The sequence below is a fragment of the Tunturibacter gelidoferens genome, from assembly GCF_040358255.1.
GTDB lineage: Bacteria > Acidobacteriota > Terriglobia > Terriglobales > Acidobacteriaceae > Edaphobacter > Edaphobacter gelidiferens.
Genome location: NZ_CP132938.1, coordinates 3,409,598 through 3,427,395 on the forward strand (window position 1 = coordinate 3,409,598; position 17,798 = coordinate 3,427,395).

11 protein-coding genes are annotated in these 17,798 nt (G+C 54.5%); 7 read left to right on the plus strand and 4 right to left on the minus strand.

The annotated features are described in order from the left end of the window. The first annotated feature begins 275 nt into the window (after positions 1–275). The 5 genes from RBB81_RS14985 (at position 276) to RBB81_RS15005 (ending at position 6,973) form a co-directional block, all read left to right on the plus strand. Positions 276–1,820, plus strand: a complete 1,545-nt coding sequence (locus tag RBB81_RS14985) for a DUF6600 domain-containing protein (RefSeq protein WP_353071205.1) — start codon at positions 276–278, stop codon at positions 1,818–1,820. 1,073 nt (positions 1,821–2,893) lie between these two features. Then, the gene (locus RBB81_RS14990; protein WP_423248023.1) at positions 2,894–3,436 is read left to right on the plus strand and encodes a tyrosine-type recombinase/integrase; all 543 of its coding nucleotides are present in this window, start codon (positions 2,894–2,896) and stop codon (positions 3,434–3,436) included. Positions 3,437–4,383: 947 nt separating this feature from the next. Beyond that, positions 4,384–4,680 (plus strand): hypothetical protein, encoded by a 297-nt coding sequence (locus tag RBB81_RS14995; protein WP_353071207.1) that lies wholly within the window; start codon positions 4,384–4,386, stop codon positions 4,678–4,680. Between the two features lie 320 nt (positions 4,681–5,000). Next, complete coding sequence (locus RBB81_RS15000; RefSeq protein ID WP_353071208.1) at positions 5,001–6,764, plus strand: CBASS cGAMP-activated phospholipase; 1,764 nt, start codon at positions 5,001–5,003, stop codon at positions 6,762–6,764. Next, positions 6,761–6,973 (plus strand): hypothetical protein, encoded by a 213-nt coding sequence (locus RBB81_RS15005; protein ID WP_353071209.1) that lies wholly within the window; start codon positions 6,761–6,763, stop codon positions 6,971–6,973. The genes RBB81_RS15000 and RBB81_RS15005 overlap by 4 nt, the downstream gene beginning before the upstream one ends. A 310-nt stretch (positions 6,974–7,283) precedes the next feature. Here the strand turns inward: RBB81_RS15005 and grrM are convergent, their stop codons facing one another. After that, positions 7,284–8,486, minus strand: coding sequence for a cyclophane-forming radical SAM/SPASM peptide maturase GrrM/OscB (gene grrM, locus RBB81_RS15010; protein WP_353071210.1), 1,203 nt, complete (start codon positions 8,484–8,486; stop codon positions 7,284–7,286). 34 nt (positions 8,487–8,520) lie between these two features. Continuing rightward, positions 8,521–8,865, minus strand: a complete 345-nt coding sequence (locus RBB81_RS15015) for a hypothetical protein (RefSeq protein ID WP_353071211.1) — start codon at positions 8,863–8,865, stop codon at positions 8,521–8,523. Positions 8,866–9,135: 270 nt separating this feature from the next. Between RBB81_RS15015 and RBB81_RS15020 the strand changes: the two genes are divergently transcribed. Beyond that, positions 9,136–9,933, plus strand: a complete 798-nt coding sequence (locus tag RBB81_RS15020) for an SAM-dependent methyltransferase (protein WP_353071212.1) — start codon at positions 9,136–9,138, stop codon at positions 9,931–9,933. Positions 9,934–10,039: 106 nt separating this feature from the next. On the opposite strand, the gene RBB81_RS15025 is transcribed toward RBB81_RS15020, so the two are convergent. Both RBB81_RS15025 and RBB81_RS15030 read right to left on the minus strand, forming a co-directional pair. Further along, the gene (locus RBB81_RS15025) at positions 10,040–14,689 is read right to left on the minus strand and encodes a hypothetical protein (protein ID WP_353071213.1); all 4,650 of its coding nucleotides are present in this window, start codon (positions 14,687–14,689) and stop codon (positions 10,040–10,042) included. An 18-nt stretch (positions 14,690–14,707) separates the two neighbouring features. Next, entirely contained in the window at positions 14,708–16,195 is a 1,488-nt protein-coding gene (locus RBB81_RS15030; protein WP_353071214.1) for a hypothetical protein, read from the minus strand. A gap of 1,225 nt (positions 16,196–17,420) precedes the next feature. Between RBB81_RS15030 and RBB81_RS15035 the strand changes: the two genes are divergently transcribed. Next, entirely contained in the window at positions 17,421–17,798 is a 378-nt protein-coding gene (locus RBB81_RS15035; protein WP_353071215.1) for a hypothetical protein, read from the plus strand.

The window sequence follows — 17,798 nt, forward strand, 5'->3', positions numbered from 1 at the left end:
CCGTATTTCATTGGAGAACTTCCGAGCGATCATCGAGATCCCATAAGCTGCACTAAATCGATGCAATCCAATCATGATCTTTCGCTCATTCTGGGGATTACCTCCCTTGCTCCATTGTTGGATTTTGCTGTGCTTAGCTCATGCGGGAATTCGACATGTGCTCCCGCATTGAAAAGTGCAGCTTCCTTTGAAGAATGATGAAGCTATTGCGGGCCGTGCGGACGTATACTTTCCGACATCTGTTGATGCAAATGGTGTGGGTTTGGAGGCAGTTTATGAAGATCCGATCCGGATGCCGGTTACTCCTCGCAATGGCGTTTCCGATGGTGGTCTGCGTTGCGGCAGGAGCGCAAAGTGGAGTGGTTGGGACACAGGCTAGTGAAACTGCCATTTCACGTGCTGTGCCGGAGGCGAAAGTCGCGAGGGACAGCAACGGGGCGCTTCCAGGCGATTCGCATGTGAGGATCGTCCGACTGAGCGATGTGAAAGGCACGCTGCAACTGGATCGCAAGACTGGCAATGGCTTTGAGGCGACGATGCCAAATATGCCTATTGTCGAAGGCGAGAAACTCCGAACGGCCGAGGGTTACGCGGAGGTGGAGTTCGAAGACAACAGCACTTTGCATTTAGCCCCAAATTCGCTGGTCGAGTTCCCGCTGCTGGCGCTGCGCAGTTCTGGGACAAAAGCCTCAACGGTTAACGTGGTAAGGGGGACAGTCTATGTGAATCTCGAAAGCACCAAGGGCAATGAGTTTCTGCTCTGGGCTTGCGGCAGGAAAATGACGGTTGCGCCTGCAACACATCTGCGGGTGACAGTCGAGGGGGAGAAGACGGTCCTGTCAGTCTTCAACGGGAACGTCACGGTGGAGCGCGGTTCGGAGACAACTCTGGTCAACAAGAAACAATCGCTGACGCTAGGCGCCGATCAGGTGACTGTCGCCAAGAAGATTGATCAGGGTCCCTATGACGCTTGGGATAAGGATTCGAACGACTACCACGCACGATATTCGCGAGCCAATACATTCGCCGGTTCAGGATCCTCGTATGGTCTAAGCGACCTCAACTACTATGGGAGCTTTATCAACGGTGGGGGGTATGGTAGTTTCTGGCAGCCTTATCTTGTCAGCGCAGGCTGGAATCCCTATCAAAACGGGGTGTGGGCTCTGTATCCCGGGGCGGGCTACTCCTGGGTCTCGCCCTATCCATGGGGATGGCTGCCGTATCATTCGGGCACGTGGTCCTTCTACCCGGGGTACGGTTGGGGCTGGCAGCCGGGCGGCGTTTGGAACGGGTTGAACAACATAGTGGTCACTAGTGGGCAGACGGCTGGTACACTCGCTCAAAATCCTGTGCGCTCGCCGCTGCGGCCTGCTGTTCCGCAAAAGCCTGGAGACGGCGCATCTCCATCTTCGCTGGTGCTCGCTGGTGACAAGCCGATAGTTTTTTCCAAAGAAGACAAGCCAGGAAACTTTGTGTTTCAAAAGAACTCAGCAGGGTTGGGGGTTCCGAGGGGATCGCTTGGGGACCTGAGCAAGATTTCGAATCATGTTGAGCAGCATGGATCCGCAAGCATGCCAGTGTATGCTTCTTCGCCTTCTCTATCGACGGGCGGGTCCGACCATGGGGCGAACGTTGGGCCAGTAATTCTGAAGGCCGGATCGCCTGTCTCAAGCGACAATTCGTCTTTCCCTTCCGCGTCGCGACCGGGGCCTTACACAGGGTCTTCGTCGCAGACAACCCCGCTGTCGCACAGCGGAGCCGCTTCAGCATCTGGAGGTTCAAGCGGTGGCGGCAGCCGCCCCGGCTCGAGCCCCAAGTGAAGTGTGGAGAGCATAGCGACACTACACCTCTGTAGAGCTGATGGATTTGCGCTTGCGGATATCCGTCCAGACTGGCTCATTTCCATGTCCCGGACTGGTGTACAAAAGAACGGCAACTGAGAAAACCCTGTCCTGCCCTGTAAGAACAATGACGGATATCTTCAGTCTTGTGGCTCACAAGCGACTGAGACCCGTCCTTTGCCTACCCATCCCGGGACCACGCCCTCATCCTCTTCCATAGGCGCCTGATCGTCGATGAGTGCCGTGGCGGTTTGGCAACAAAACCCGCTTCTGCGGATCATGACCCAATTGGTTCGGAGAGCGATTGTCTGTCACCAGGGAAGGCTACATTAGCTCGGAAATTTGACATTAGAAGTTTTGCCAGGACGTCCACGAGTTGGGGGTTTTGGCTCGATTGCTGCCAGCAGGTGTGCACGGTTCCCGAAACACCCAGATAGAACACCTGCAACAGTCCCGTTGGCAGTTGCGCTGCGCTGATTACGTTGTGAGGGAATCCATCCTGGTCCGTTAAACTTATCTCCGGTGTGGGAAATGGCATGAGCGGACTCCACGATGTGGCGTCGTTTGGACTGCTGTACGAGAACGCCCAGTTCGTTCCACGGTTAGCAACCTGACTGCTGCCCCAGTTGGCCCAAAGATAGACGCGCCCCTGACCGTAGCCGTCGAGTCGTGGCTCGATTCAATCTCATTCGCGTCGGGTACCTAACGAGCCTCAACCAGTACATCCGTCCAAGATGGAGTGACACGCTGCTAACAGAGGTCAAGCCCGCTGCTGTAGATGAATGGTTGAGGTCGCTCACCAAGCTTCCGAAGCCATATGACAACAGCACGACTCAGCTGGTCTCACTGTCTCCTAAGACCAAAGGAAACATCAAGTCGATGATGTATCGCTTAATGGAAAGGGCGATGTTCTGGGAACTGGTGCCCCTCGCCAGGAACCCTATCGGCCTTGTCGTGATTAGAGGGGTCAGCAAGCGCAGGAAAACTCCCCTATCCTCACAGTGCAGCAATACCATTCCGTGGTTGAACAGCTAGAAGAACCGTATAAACAGATGGTGCGGGTTGCCATGTGCTTAGGGTTGAGAGTCAGCGAGGTTCTGGCTCTTAAATGGTCAGACTTCGATTTTCGGAGCCTGACTCTAGAAGTTGTTCGGGGCGTGGTTCATGGTCGCATTAGTGATGTGAAGACGGAATATAGCGAGGATCTACTCCCGTTGGACTCCGCTTTCGCTGAAGTCATGCTCGATTGGCAACAACGCTGTCCAAAGAGTGAAGGGAACTGGGTCTTCCCAAACCCAAACACTGGCAAGCTGTACCATGCTTCACCTATCGGCCGGGACTACATCCGTGCTGCTGGCAGAAAGGCGAAGCTTGAGAAGGACATTGGCTGGCATACCTTCCGACACGCATACAGATCGTTTTTGGATGACGCTGGTGCGCCTGTCGGGGTGCAGCAAAAGCTGATGCGCCATGCTCAGGTAAGCACGACCATGAACACGTATGGAAATGCCCAGATGCTGTCCAAACGATCAGCCAATACCAAGGTTGTTCAGATGGTTTTGCCCTCGAAAGGAAGGCTCGAAGAAGCAGGTTAAACAGGGAACCCCACACTAAAGTGGGGTTCTGTGGGGTCCTAAACCCCTAAATGGTTGCGGGGGTAGGATTTGAACCTACGACCTTTGGGTTATGAGCGACCCCCGCCTAACCTATGTTGTTGACTCTACGGCACGAATGGCGACTCAAGAGTATCGAAAAGGACGCACTAAACAGGGTACCGGGAGTCAGATGGGAGTTTCTTCTCTTCGTATTTTCTTTGCCGTTAAGGGTAATTGATTGCACCTTGCTGGTGCAGTATTTGGAGAAGAAAAGGCGTAAATGGTCCGGCGACCTTTGGGCGGAATTCCCAAGGATGCAGCATTCTAACCGCGTGACGCGCGACCTTGAGCAAAAGTACAAATTCTTAATTGAGCGCTATCGGGAGTTTGTGGTCGCTAGCCAGAGCTGCAAAGAGTACATTTTCATTGGGGATGGGATCACTTTGCTACTTGCGAACGTTGGGTCCGCCACACAACTGTAGTGCTGGGCTTTGACGCGATTCGCCCCGGGAGCTCCCGCGGGTATCTTTAGGAGTGAACCTTGAATAGCGCTGCGCACTATTCAAGGTTGGAAGGGCGAGCAAGGATGCCATTGGATCGGCCACGGCATCGGCCAATCCAGGTCGGCGTTGGCGGTTTTTCTTTGCGGAACCAGAGCATTGCGCACATTGAGTTGGGCCAGTTTCCCAATGACACCCTTTAAGCGTAGGACTCGTAGCTCTCCACCCAACGCAGTAGAACCTTGAGGCCCTACCTGTATTGGGTCGGGCCGATGGCCTGGACACGATAGTGGAGTTGAGTGCCCCGAAGGCTTCACACTATGGAAGCCCGATGAGAAACTAGATCGCCACTAGCCGGAGAGCGAATTGTCGCTACGCTGTGGCGACAATTATGCAGCGGCCTGCCGCAGAATCGGCTTTGACGATGGACGGTGAGGTGGGCAGCCCATGACCAGCGCGCTGGCTCAGGTCGAACAGCCGTCTGGAGAGCGGCCTCTCACCCTCACCGAGGCGCAAACGATTCTCAGTCAGCTGGTTTTAGGCTCCGTCCTATCCATCCAGTCCAAGCGCATTCACACCAACGCCCTCGACGATCTGTTCGCTTTTGTGATGTCCAGCGCGCTCTCGCATGCTCTGTTGATGGACTACCGCACGACGATGGATCATCTACGCCCCCCTCGACCATCAATGTCAGGCTGTCGTCCATTTGAAAGCTGGTCGGTGAAGCCCGTTGCAACGGCATGATCTGAACGGAAGAAGCGGCAACCTGACCGACGTCTCCAATGTCCAGCAGCGGGGAACTCGACTGGGCAACTGGCTTACCCGTGAGCAGGCGAAAGAGCCCCTGCTGGTATCTGATCGGTCGACAACCAAGGGAAAGCGCGATTATGTAATTCTGGCCCTCCCGGTCGGCTGCGCCCTGCGCCGGAGGGAACTTGCCTCTGTATATAGAGGACATTCAGGTCTGGGAAGCGAGGTGGGTGTGATTATCGACCTGCGCGGCAAGGTGGACGCATGAGCACCGTGGCAGTTCCCATCTTGGCAGTCGAACCGGCTCGGCATTTTTGCGATTTTTCTACGGCAATGGTCGGCTGCGTACTAGGGTCGCCACTGCACGATCAAAGGTACTGGCGGGTGCGTACCGGCTGTATCTAAAATTCTTCCTGTTAGCCCAAGGGTATAGTCTGCTAGACTTCCGTAATTCCATGCCGCTTCCCTTGGAATCAATTCGAATTCAACTTGCTGGATCCATCCCGGTCTCAGCGTCACAAGCCAACTCAAGTGGCATCCTTGAGTTCGTAGAAAGGTTTGCGAGCGCAGTGTTTCGGGAAGGCGGGACACTAGTTCACGGTAGTCACCCCACTTTGCTGGAGCCGCTCGAACGAGCCGCACGCCGTTTCATTGATGTGGGCGGTGCACGGGGCGCTCTGACACTGGTTCGCTCAGATCAGTTCACAAAGACAGACTTAAACCTAAAATCCATGCAAACCCAGCGCGAGTTTGCGGCAGTGGAGGTGATCCCCGCACCGGTTGGAGATGGTGCTGCAAGCCTGATCACGATGCGTGAGTGGATATCAGACCGGTGTGATGTCGTTGTTGCGATCGGCGGCAAATGGTATGAGGACAATCCAGCGCGTTCAGGCGTGCCACTAGAACTTGTCGAGGGTTTGAACCGTGGGATTCCAGGTTTTGCAGTTGCAGCGTTCGGGGGCGCTATTCAGGGATACCTCGCCGACAATCCTTCAATCTTCGCGCGGTTACACAATGGCTTGTCTGAGAATGAGAACCGGCGCCTTGCATCAGAAGTTGCTATAGATGCTACGGTCGGCAAGATCGTTTCGCAAATCAAGCTCCTTCCTCTGTCACGGAAAATTCGTGCCACTGGCGGCCTTTTCCGCATTCTTGCGTTGGATGGTGGAGGCATTCGGGGCGCCTTTACCGCGGCGGTTTTGGCGAAATGGGATCAGATGCTCGGGCCGGATGGTGGGGTCGCACTCGTAGACCATTTCGACCTGGTCGCCGGTACTTCTACAGGAGCGATTCTGGCCATCGGCCTCTCGCTTCGGCATTCCCCGGAAGAGATTCTCAGCTTCTATCGAACTGAAGGCACGAGGATATTCCCTCCCGGCGGAGACGTGCGCCACTGGATTAAGTCTAAGCATCAATCGGGCACCCTCCGATCCTCCCTTACGACAGTTTTTGGCGAGAACGTGCTCTTGCGCGATGCTTCGTGCCGGCTAGTGATTCCAACCGTGCGAGCCTTGCATGGGGAGTCAGAGTTGATCGTCACGGGGCACAGCCCCGATCGCACGGCTTTCCGAACAATCACCGCAGTGGACGCTGCCCTAGCTTCTTCCGCAGCGCCCAGTTATTTTGACGAAGCCTGGATTAACGACACGATTGCGGACCAGTGCTATCTCGATGGCGGGCTATGGGCGAACAACCCCGTTCTTCCGGCAATTTATGAGGCCGTCCATCATCTTTCAATTCCGCTGAATCGCATTGACGTCTTGAGTGTCGGCACGTTGAGCAGCGAGAAGAACTTTGAGGCGGAACTTGGAAAGGGCAAGCTTGGTTGGGCAGCCAGTACCTCCGATCTTTTCTTTGCGGCACAAGAGAACGCCGCAGCAATGCTTGCCGATGGACTCTTGACGAGGGCCCGTCACCTTAGGGTGAATCGGATGACTCCAACGGAAATTCCTCTCGACAACTTTGCGGCAATCGATGAGCTTGCGAGGCGAGGCGATGATGTGGGCAAGGACACCTTTGAGCCTGTGCGTTCTCGGTTTCTAAATGGTGTCCGCGCCCTGCCGTGGCGGAACTCTTGAGCGAAGATTTTGGGAGCAACGAGCAGGAACGCTTTAACTACACAGCGATAACTAACGTTTTTACTCGTATGCAAAGTGAAAACATCGAGTGGCGCAAACGAATCGAGCGCCATCTTTGGCGCACTGCTACCGATGCTCAGAACAAGGGCGACTGGAACGCCAATATATCAATCATCTCGATAAGGCTGGAACTGTGCTCCTTCTTTTGAGTGACAACTTTATCTCCAAGGACTATTGCAACCTGGAAGCGGAACGAGCGGTAGACCGTAATCGCGACCATGAGAGCGAGGTAATTCCGTACCCCTCAATCATTCCAGGGCCGAAGGGGCTTCGTTTCACTTCCTGCAGGGCCCGTCACCTGACAAGCCGATTGCTAGCTGGCCGAATCAAAATTTGGCGTTCGCTACCGTTGCGAAAGTTGCGGCAACTGCTGCCGTACTGGAGGGGAGGAAGAGCGGGCCAAGGCTAGAGCATAGAAGAGAACGGCAGTACAGCCTGAAGCACAGAACGGGAGTCAGATCAGAGGCTCCCGTTGACCGCACAGAGCGGGTCGGGAGAGCCATGAACGATACCAAGTTCGCGTTCTAGTCCTCCCAGCACAACTCGGATCGGTATCTGGATCACACTTTGGCAGTAAACCGTCTCGGTCGAATCGAATCGTCCATTTTCGAAGTATTTGTTCGACGGCGCACCGCCTCCGCACAATGGGAAATATTGGCAGGAGTTCGAACAGAGCTTTCGGCCCGCCTCAACTTCGGCGGCGATCGCGACAAATTTAGGATTCTCCATCAGGTCTTCCAGATCGCCCTGTAGGATGTTCCCAAAAATAAAAGATGCATGGTCGCGACTCTTCGCATCAATAAGTTCCGGGGAAAACGTGGTGAACGAGCCATCCCACGCAACCGTTAGGATTGCTAGTGGTTCTGTTTGATTGTTCATCAAGTCCCCACTATTTTCCGGATTAAGCTCGCAACCCGCGATCGCCGACAGAGCATTATCGAATTCGCGAATATGAATCCGTTTGCCTTCCTTTTGGCGGCAGTTTGCAAGCACTTCGAAGAATGTCTGCACTTGGCTCAAATGTCTCGAAGAAATGCTTGAATCTGTATGCGCGGACTCGAGTTCCTCGATGTTGAAGCCGATGCGGTCCACATCCATCGCCATAAAGAAGGCGAAGATCTCATCGGCGTGATCGAGGGAGTTTGCGCTCAAGACGCTGATGACATGAAACGGGATATCATTCGCACGCAACACCCGAGCGCCCGCCATAACTCGGTCATGAGTTCCTCGTCCTGCGCGATCTTTTCTATGCGAATCATGAATCCAGGCCGGTCCGTCGATGCTGACTCCAACATTGACATTCCATTGTCTGAACAGACGGCACCACTCATCGTTGATGAGCATCCCATTGGTTTGAAAAGAATGCTTGAAGTGTATTTCCGGATGGGCATTAGCCACGCCCGCAAATATGTCCCAATAGTATGAAGCGGGTAAGGTCAGGGGCTCACCGGCATGCCAAACGATGCTTAGTGAATCGCCCACCAACCCCGAAGAGACGACATGCCGGACCAAGGAAATGGCGTCGGCGATGGACATCCGCGATCGATTGGAGCGATCCGCAAGATAGCAATAGTCGCAATTGATGTTGCAGAAGGGAGTGGGCTGCACTATAAGCAATTTGATGCTCTTACTCACGCGCCCAAGATACAATTTGGCCTCCACGGCAGTCGCTCTAAGTCGTCACGACTTCGTCGCTCTAATAGTTACGCCAATTACCGAAATTGCCCCAGTTATTAAAGTTACGGAAATTCGCCCAATTGTTCCAGTTGTTAAAGTTCCCCCACTGCAGCGCCACAAATCGGAGGTCATCTGTGAGTGTCTTCTTGATTGGCGTGGACTGTTCGAGTTCGGATATTCGCTTGCGGACGACGATCAACCGCTCTTGAAGAGTTGGAATATGGGTGGCAGGGGGAACCGGGACAATTGGCGACGGCATGGCGGGAGCACCCCACAAAAGGCCGAAGGCCAGTGCGAGGACAGCCCTAATTCGTGATATGAACGAGTTCGGTGACTTGCCAGTCGACTTGAGATTCTCGACCATCTGGTGTGCTGCTCCCGTCCCGATCAACAGCCATAGCTTGTTGAGCGTGCCACAGCCACATGTCCGATCAATACTTTATCTCATGCACGAGGAACTGTCAACGAGAAGCGAATTTAGTACGAAAAACGTTCCTTGGTAATTGCCTGTTGGCAAATTCGATTAGACTTTCAGCAGAGTCATCGACCGGATGAGATAGCTATACTGAGTTGACAAATTGCGAGCGCTGAGTCATTGCTGGCGTTCGCGCAGACATTCAGTCGCGAGGCTCACATGAGTGGCAACAGCCCAGGTGGCAAAGTCGTCATTGTCGGACTAGGCGTCATCGTCCCGGATCACGTCACGCTCCAAGCGCAGCGGGCTCTGTCAGCCTGCACTAAGATATTCTCGATCGTGCAGGAACCGACGTTGCTCTGGTTGCCGGCAGCGGCTCATGCCAATATCAGCGTCGTCAACCTGCTACGTCTGTACAAAGAAAATGTTCCTCGGGGCGACAATTACGAAACAGCAGCTCAAATGATCCTCAGAGCGTGTTCCAGCGGTGCCAGCATCGGCTATGCTACCTATGGAAATCCCATGTGTTATGACAGCGTGTCGCAGGAGTTGGTGCAACACGCACCCGGTCTCGGAATCAAATTAGAGGTCATCCCAGGGATATCGTCCCTCGACACGATACTGTGCGACCTGCGGGTTGACATGGCTCCCGCATTCCAAATCTACGAGGCCTCTTGGATGCTCGTTAGCGAAATAAGGCCAGTTCTCACCGCCGCCGTCTTATTATTGCAAATGGGCACGTTCGGCTCGTTCCGGACGCACTACAGTGAGCGGCGAGACGGCAGTTCGCTTGCGCAACTGGTGGCATACTTGACGATGTTCTATCCGCCCTCGCACAAAGTGACCTTGGTGCGATCCACGGGCGACATATCCATGCCCGCGCGAACGAGAGAGTTTAGCATCCAGGATTTGATACTCTCGACCTCGGAAGATCTCAGCGGCGCATCCTTAGTGATCCCTGCGCTGTACGCGCCGCAGACACGAGTCGATCTGGCAGCAAGAATGCTAGCCGTCTGAGTGACCTCCAGCCAAACTGACATTTCACCATCCCGCAGCCCATTGAATCCAAGTGATCGAACTGCACAAGACGTTTAGGAGTCCAAAATACCTGACACTTGCGGCTTCAAGGCAGATTCAGAGTTCTCCAAGCTCGCAGGAGCCGAAGCGAAGTTGAACCTTGATCTTGCTTACTAGCCTCGATTTTACCAGCGTAGAAATCTGGAATAAGGCTCCATGTGGCCTCTTCCAGGCGGCCGTGTACCAGGACAGTAGTGATTACCTGGATGGGAAACCCGCCGAGTTGCTTCTCGCCAACGTTGAACTTCACACCGAAGACGGGTCCATCTGCGTTCATGAGGACGCCCGGACCGAGGGCCGCTTCTTCCGGCTCCGCGAAAAACATCGCTTGTTTCTGCCAAGCAACGGCAAACGACTCTGGCTTCCCTAAATCTGCTGGCTCGGGGTGATAGCCTGAAAATATCCGTTCCGGATTGGCAGGCACTTGCTGTCGATTCTCCAACTGAAGTCCTTTTTTTAGGTCATGCGACCCGAACCTTGCGATGTGGCCGTCGAGTTGGACAGTGATCAGGTGTTCGGAATCGTACGCCCGGGTGAATGCCAGCAGGACGATCTGCTCGCGGCCGGTCAGATCATTTTCATTCCCTGCGGGGACTGCCAACGAGTTGACCCAACTGGGGGTCGAGGTTGAATCTTGATAATCGTCTATTTTATTGATGACTGTTTTTGGGTCCCACACCATGATTTCGCCCTTGCAGGACCCCGCCGCAACTTTCCCGTCCGGCGCAACCGCCAGCGCCGTAATGGTATTACATCCAGTCGCTGCCCAACTTCCGATAAGTTTCTTGCGGTCCAATGCCACGTCTCCAGCTGTCCCCGTATCAAACCTCCAAATCTGCCATTGTTGTTTGTTTTGGGCCCATGCCGCAGCAAGGTACCTTCCGTCTTCGCTCATGGAGATGATCGGCCGACCCGGCCGCGCGATCTCTTCAGGAAAGGTCCATGGCGCGGGCTTATCTTCCTTACCAGAGCGAAATTGTCGACGATGGACCTGAATGGAGTTGATGGAACCGGGCGCGCCGATCAATTCAACCCAGGTAAGCGAATCCTTGCCCACGGCCAATTGCAGAACAGTATTTGCCGTGCCGATTTTCTTCGTAGAGTTGTTTAGAGATTGCCCTCGAAGTGCTGCGTCATGTTGCTCGCCTTGACCGATCTTAAGCGGCTCATTGGTGTTTCCCTTTGCAGGACAAGGCACCGGCGTCTGTCGCGTACCTTGGTTCGTCGCGACGGACTGGCAATCTGGCGGTGGGCTCACTTTTACCGTTCCGGCGCAGCTCCAGGCGAGACGGCCATCCGGGCCTACGGGTGAGGGGCCGACAGGTGACAAGGTTTGGTTGTTGGGGCAATTGCCTATCACTTGGCGGGTGACCACATTGCTGGGTGCCACAATAGCCGCCGTGGCAGAGCCCTTTTCGTTAACCAAGAGCCATTGGTCCTTGAATTGATCCTTGATAGGGGGCAGTTGAGCCTCACTCAGACGCAACTGAGCCGCATAGATGAGCGGGACGTCTTTCGATCGACCGCGGTATACCTCCCGGCCTGTTTCGATATTAAATCTCCTGAGATGCTGATCCGTGCTAAGGGTCACAAGATAATCATTTTCGTTCGAGAATCGCAGCCACGAAACCTGCGCGTCGTGAGGAATTGGATACGTGTCGTAGTCAGGTATTAGGCATGGCATGGGTCGTGGTTTCTGCGCTTTTTGTGGCTTCGGCAAATTCGTTTGTACGTTTCGCTCCTTGAACACGAAACCATCCCCAGTTCGACTCCCGGCTGCGATGTTTTTTCCTCCAACGGTCAACGAAGCGACCGCAGTTGAGAGTTGATTCGAGTCTCCAATCGGTGTGCGTGTCGGTGTAGTCGGATCCACGTCATTGACGCATTCCGCCTGGATTCGACCATGCGAATCGCCGAGAATCAAAATCTCATTGAAAATGAACGCGGCGGCCTTCACCGAAACTGGATAGTCCGGAAAGTTCTGGTCGACCAGTCTAGCTCTCCTTGTCACTTGGGTCTCGCCATTGGGAGACAGCTTGATAGTCTCCAAACAACCGTTAAGGTAAGAAAGAAATAACTCGTCACCCTTGTCGCTGAACTGAGCTACGTCGACCTCCGCTTTCTGGAGGGAGCAATAGGTGGATTCGAGCCGTCGGGTTTGATCCACGGACGATCCATCATAAAGAGCGAGACCTTCCGAGGTCACGACGGCCAAACGGTTCGACGGCTCAACGAACGCCATCGCCTTCACCGGACCCTTCAAGTCGGCAAGATGCACCGGAACAGGTTCGCCGCGCATATCTTTGCTCGGCAAAGCGATGGAAAGGAGTTGAGAAAGAGTTGGGTCAACTTGCGTATTCTTTTTAGTAACGACCAGATATTTGTCGTGAGGACCGAAGAGCACACGGTCGACCATTGGCAAAGGGATGATCGTATTCTTTTCGACGCCTGTAAGTATCTCAATCTGCCCGTCATACGCAATTGCGGTCTTGTCACTTTCCTTACTTTGCGCAACATTCGTCGAATTTGCCCTTGTGTGTTCACTAGGCGACATTCCAGGCTCGTTCTTTCTCTCGGAAGGAACCCTTGGCGTTTCAGTGGAAAGCGTGGAGGATACGCTTAAGAGTTCCCACTCGTCGAGCGGAATCCGGGCTTCCAAGTCGCGGCCCCAGGGCAACGCTTCCGCCAGTAGATGCGCATGGCGCGCTCTGTCTGCGCGTTCGTCAATTAGGGAATGGGGATTGTTGGCCGCTTCGATATCAGTTACGAGTTCCGTGGTGACATGTGACATCTTGGCAGAGTGCCACGAAAAGCCAGCAACCACAAGCAGGACGACCGCCGCACCGATCCCGATCGCGCGCCACTTGCGAATGGTTATCAAACGCGCTTCATCAATGCGCTCCTGCTCTAGCTGTTCTTCCGTCGCGATGCGCTCCTGCTCTAGCCGTTGCTCCTCGGCAATACGCTCTTTCTCGAGCCGATCTTTCTTGGCGTCTCGCATCTTGAGGAGTCGCTCGTTCACCACACTCTTGTGGAGAAACTCCATCGTCGCCGCGAAATCCCGCCGATCACGTTCAAGAACAATATTTGGAGGCCCCTTGTATCGTTGAGCCCACGCCCGAGTCGGACCGAACTTCGACTTCCAATCCTTCAGGGCGTGCAGCTTTGGCCCGGCCAGCAGCTGACCTCTCCCTTGTGCGAAATCATCACACTCATCGGCCAGCCAAATATATTGACGTGCGTCCTCGGCTTCCTCGTCCAGCCATACACGATACTGTTTCCACTGGCGCAACAGGACTTCGTGTGAGATGTCGAGCGCGTCCTCGGGATCGAGCACCCTCTTTTTCTGTATCGAGGGAACGAGGAACGTTCGCCCACAGTCGTTGTCGCGGAAGGCGTCCACGACTCGTTGGAGCTTGTTTCGATCGGCTTCAACCTGGCAGACGATGCTCCACTTCCTTTGCGTGCGGATGGGGAGTCCTTTCAGGTTGCGATCGCCAAGCAATTTGAATACCTTGGCTGAGAGCCTTTGCTCATCGCCGTTAAGCTTTAAAAGAATAGAGTCTAGATTCTCGTTCAGACTCCACTTGACGAAGTCTCCTGCTTCTTCTTCTGGTGCGCCATCCGGTAATAGATTTACCTCGTCTTCCTGATCCTGCTGATTTGGCTCTACTTCACCGCCGTAATCCTCGCCGTTCCGCTCATCGTCGTCGAGGTTTCGAATGATGGAGTCTGGATTTCCGTTTGCACTCCTCTCTACAAAGTCTCCTTGTAGTTCTTCGGGTGCGCCATGGAGTGAGGAATTCACTGCGGCTTCGCCATTTTCCGGATCAGTTTCCACTTCACGCCCGTAACCCTGGTCCCACATGCGTCTCAGCGCATGCTGCAGGAGTGGCAGTCCATCTTCGCGATCACCGGTCTCGTTTAGGAGGCGCTGGACCACGAATTGCGAGAAATGGATGCCGCGCGCCATCGCCGGCTTTACGATGGCCTCCTCGCATTGCACGCGCCCCATACGCGGCAGCAGAAACAATCCATCGCTGATCTTCTCAGCCAAGCCGGAAAACTGTGACGCCTGACCCAGATATTCAGACCGCATAGTTATAAGGACGAAGCATAGCGAATCGGGATCGTCAGCCGCTTTGATCAGAAGCTTCACGAAAAGCGCCGCTTCATCCGACGGGTCAATTGCGTTTCCCGCTGCCGGGTTCCCCGCAAAAGTAAACATTTCTTCGAACTGGTCGACAAAGAGTAATAAGGATTTTTGCTGGTACACGGACGTGTCTTCTGTGCCTTTACTCGGGCGATGAAATGTCGATGTTTTTCTCAGATCCTCGATGATCTCGACAACAGCCTCTGGACCGCATCGCAATCTCGCTTCATAATCAGCGTGCAGGGGCCCTGGGTCTAAGTTGGATAACCGGGCGAGTGCCGAAGCCAGGTTCCGAATTGGGCTCTGCTCCGGCCGGAGTTCAATTGCCTTCCACGATACATGGGGGCCGTCCTCAAAAGGCAGCAGTAACGGGAGCAGGCCCGCCCGCACCAGCGATGATTTACCACAGCCGGAATCGCCTAGGACGGCAACGAAGCGCCCGTCCAAAAGGCGCTTCAAGAGGGCGTCTCTCGTTCGATCCTGCCCAAAGAATATCGAGCTCTCTTCGCGCTCAAAGGAACGCAGTCCGGGATAAGGATTCACGAAAATGCCTCGGAGCGGTTATTGCAGGAGAATAGCTTTCAACCTCTGCTCATCTTTACTGCCGGGAGGAGCCGGGAAGGCGATTTTCGTGAAGTCCGGATGGCCCCTTGTCAAGCGAATAGGTTCGTCGGGAGGATCGACACCGAGGACACGGCCCTTAGTAGCCGACGCGTCCCCCAGTTGTTGGATGGTCTTATCGCACAACTGATAAATCAGTTGCTCTCCAAAGCTACCCCAGTAGATGACGGTACTGTCGGATTGTGCAAGGGACCTCTCGTCAGCCGAGTTGCCCGGAGCCAAGAACCAAGGAGTACGAATTTCGATTCCCCAATCGATCATTCTGAGGAATTGCGGCATCAGTTTGTCGACGTCGCGCTCGGCACATTGCACAAATACTAGTTTTGCCCCAGTTTTCGCGATCGGTTTTTGTTCGGAGGACGGATCCTCCAAAACTAGGGGTTCGATGTCGTATGCGAACTTTTCGAGGCTAGTTTTGATGTTGCGCACCGGTCCTCCGTTGGACGGTTTGCGGGCGCGCTCCAGAAGTGATGCCAGCGCGGGATGCCTTACCTTTTTCGCAGGGCTACACCACAGAAACACCCTAAACCCCTTCCTTCTGATTGACATTGCCGAGATGAGTTGTCGTTCGAACACAGAACGCGTCCAACCTAGTGGTGGAGTATGCTCCGCGTCCGGATCCACAAGGTGGATGGAACAGTCGCATTGCTCAAGCAGTTCTTCGACCTGACGGACCCATTCCCTTTCAGGTAAAGCCGGCGTCGGAAACAGAGAGACAATTTCATGCCTAAGAAGCTCCCCACGCACGCGTCCTTCAGCGATTCCTGCAGTCGTCTCTGCCAGAAAGACGGTTCGGGCAGGATTATTTACTTGAGTAATCTTTTGCTCTTTAAGGAAAGAGCTCAGATCGCTCACCAGCTTCCTGAATCCGTCTTCTTGATCCAAGCCTCCTGCGTTATAAGGAATCGTGTCCCCAGGACTCTGCGGGTCGGGCTTGTAGAAAATATATGGAATATGTCCAGCTATCACGTCCGGAACCATGTCGGCCGGATCCTGATTCCGGGGGTCCACGATCCTGACGGGGTCGCCGGGAACGGGTCGCCGGATCACCCGAAACAATCGCCGGGCTATCTTAGGACCTCTTGTGGAGATTGGGCGCGGCCCGTCGCAGAACCACTTCAGCTCTTTCCGACAATAGCTGTCGGAGGAACAGAATGCGGGAGAAGTGATCGCAACGAGGGTTGCCGACCGCCGGACTTCTTCCCTGAGCTTATCCTCGGCGATATCATGGTACGGGAGCTGATTGTCGAGGAACACTTGGACCGACTTATGTACGCGCTCTCGGAGTATTAGTTCGAGTTCCTTCTGTAACGCTGTCATAAACGCCCGGTCGCCGGCGTAGACATCCTCGTTTCCTGCCCAGCCGTGACTCAGAAATACGTCCCATTTGAATCGCTGCAGATATCCCTGATCGTTGATTCCGGGCATGTATGGCTCCTGATCCCTGGCCGACCGGCCACCCAATCTTCAGGTGACTGCAAGTTGTACCTAACAGGGAATATTTACAGCAGATATCAGTTGCAGTCAACCCTAATCGGCACAGGGAAGATTCCACGGCCACTGGCGTAGCCGACTTGGTCTTCGATACTGGCGCGGAGGTAAGAAAGCCCCGGCGTGATCTGGGACATCTCCGCCCTGACTGCCGGAGCGGCGGCTTCCGGTCGTCCGCCACAAATATGCGACGAGCTCCTACCAACGTGGATCAAGGATCATGCTTAACTGATCGTTCAAGCAGGACTTGAAAAGGTCGGGCTTGGAACCTGCGGCATCACCGAAGATTGCATCTTCATCGACTACCCTCCTGTGACGGCAGTTTCGCGCTATGCTCTGCCGAGAGTCAAACTCGAATTCGGAGCGCGATCCACCGGCGAGCCAAGCACCATCCCGCCCGTCCGGTGCGACCTCGAAGAGTCTCTTCCTGAACTGGAGTTTCCCAGCGCGACTCCGCGAGTCATGAATCTTTGGCTTCTATAGCAGAGGCTAGATAGCCTCCAGTCGAGCGAGGGTCATGGAAGTGTCTTGAAAAGCGTTCACTCAACCCCTGTCCACCCTGCAGACACTACACCTGAGCTGCGGTCCCCTTTTTCGAGAAGATCCGGCTGACAGATGTTGCGGAAGCGGCCGCCGTTCACAAGAACGCATTCTTCGTTGATAAAAGACTCCGAAGGCCAGCGGATCGACTAGCTTGACGCAATCCGAACGGGTTTGAAATTGGTTCCGGAAAGAAGAGCTTACGATGCCATGAGCGAAGACTACCAACGGACGATTGCCGATGGACTGCTGCTTGACGATACCGAGACGTTTGAAGACTTGATGGCACACTGCCTCGTCATCCAGCAGCAAAACCGCATCGGCTGATTCCAAAGTCCGCGCTCCAAAGCCAAAACATTCGTATCTGTTCACTCCATGGATCGAACCACCTTTTCATTCCGACGGGGCTGATTCACGTCCGTCGAAAGGTTTGAGAAGTTAGGACTCCAAGAGTCCTCCCCTGCGCGCAAGAGCCTCCAAAATACTGCATAGTCCAGATGTGCCCTCATGCTTCTTATGCGCGAACCGCATAAGTAAAGCCGGGAAAGTCATTGGACGCGCGGCTTCGGCTGCCTCTAAGGTCTCGCTATCGCAATTGAATAGACCGTTGCTGGAGGTTACCATGCATCACGAAAGCCACGCCGTTCCCCGCCAAAACTATCTCGCCAACCGCAAGGCTACACAATTCTCAAAGCAATCTTTGGCCCACGCGGTTCGCGTGTTGGCTCCAACCCTATTTGCTCTCACCTTCGCGACTGTTGCTCACGCACAGGGAACGATGGACTTCTCTGGCGCCCAGACCCTTATGGGCACCTTCAAGACCTTTGCGATCTACGCGGGCGCGGTTATCTGTTTCGGCGGCCTTATCTTCGCCGGAATCCGGATGATGAGCGGTCGCTTTCAGGATGCCATTCCCGGTCTCTTCGGCGCGCTGTTTGGTGCTGGCGTTCTCGGCTGGGGCGCGGGCTGGATTGGTTCACTCACCGGGCAGTCGATGTAG

Bases quoted from the DNA above. Each gene is read 5' to 3' on its own strand.
- RBB81_RS14985 (WP_353071205.1), top strand. From the start codon at position 276: ATGAAGATCCGATCCGGATGCCGGTTACTCCTCGCAATGGCGTTTCCG.
- RBB81_RS14990 (WP_423248023.1), top strand. From the start codon at position 2,894: ATGGTGCGGGTTGCCATGTGCTTAGGGTTGAGAGTCAGCGAGGTTCTG.
- RBB81_RS14995 (WP_353071207.1), top strand. From the start codon at position 4,384: ATGACCAGCGCGCTGGCTCAGGTCGAACAGCCGTCTGGAGAGCGGCCT.
- RBB81_RS15015 (WP_353071211.1), bottom strand. From the start codon at position 8,865: ATGGTCGAGAATCTCAAGTCGACTGGCAAGTCACCGAACTCGTTCATA.
- RBB81_RS15020 (WP_353071212.1), top strand. From the start codon at position 9,136: ATGAGTGGCAACAGCCCAGGTGGCAAAGTCGTCATTGTCGGACTAGGC.
- RBB81_RS15030 (WP_353071214.1), bottom strand. From the start codon at position 16,195: ATGCCCGGAATCAACGATCAGGGATATCTGCAGCGATTCAAATGGGAC.
- RBB81_RS15035 (WP_353071215.1), top strand. From the start codon at position 17,421: ATGCATCACGAAAGCCACGCCGTTCCCCGCCAAAACTATCTCGCCAAC.